We start from the raw sequence: 309 nt of genomic DNA, 5'->3' as shown, positions 1-309 counted from the left end.
GCCGGGGCCGGCAAGTACTTCATCGACGTGGCCAACTCCGTCCTCGGCCACCTGCGCGGCGGCCCGGCCAAGGCGGCGGTGGTGGCCTCGGGCATGACCGGCATGGTCTCCGGCTCGTCGCTGGCCAACGTGGTCACTACCGGCACCTTCACCATCCCGTTGATGAAGCGCACCGGCTATCCCCCGCACAAGGCCGGGGCCTGCGAGGTGGCGGTCTCCACCAATGGCCAGCTGATGCCGCCGGTGATGGGGGCGGCGGCCTTCATCATCGCCGAGTTCGTCGGCGTGCCCTATATCGAGGTGATCCGC

At 69.6% G+C, this 309-nt stretch carries 1 protein-coding gene; it reads left to right on the top strand.

Annotated features, from left to right (window positions below; genetic code table 11):
- Positions 1-309 (top strand): TRAP transporter large permease subunit (locus J5F18_RS12820; RefSeq protein ID WP_346299002.1); only part of this gene is annotated, 309 nt, incomplete at both ends.

This window comes from Halomonas sp. BM-2019 (assembly GCF_017584085.1).
This window is presented reverse-complemented; position numbering and strand designations above follow the sequence as displayed.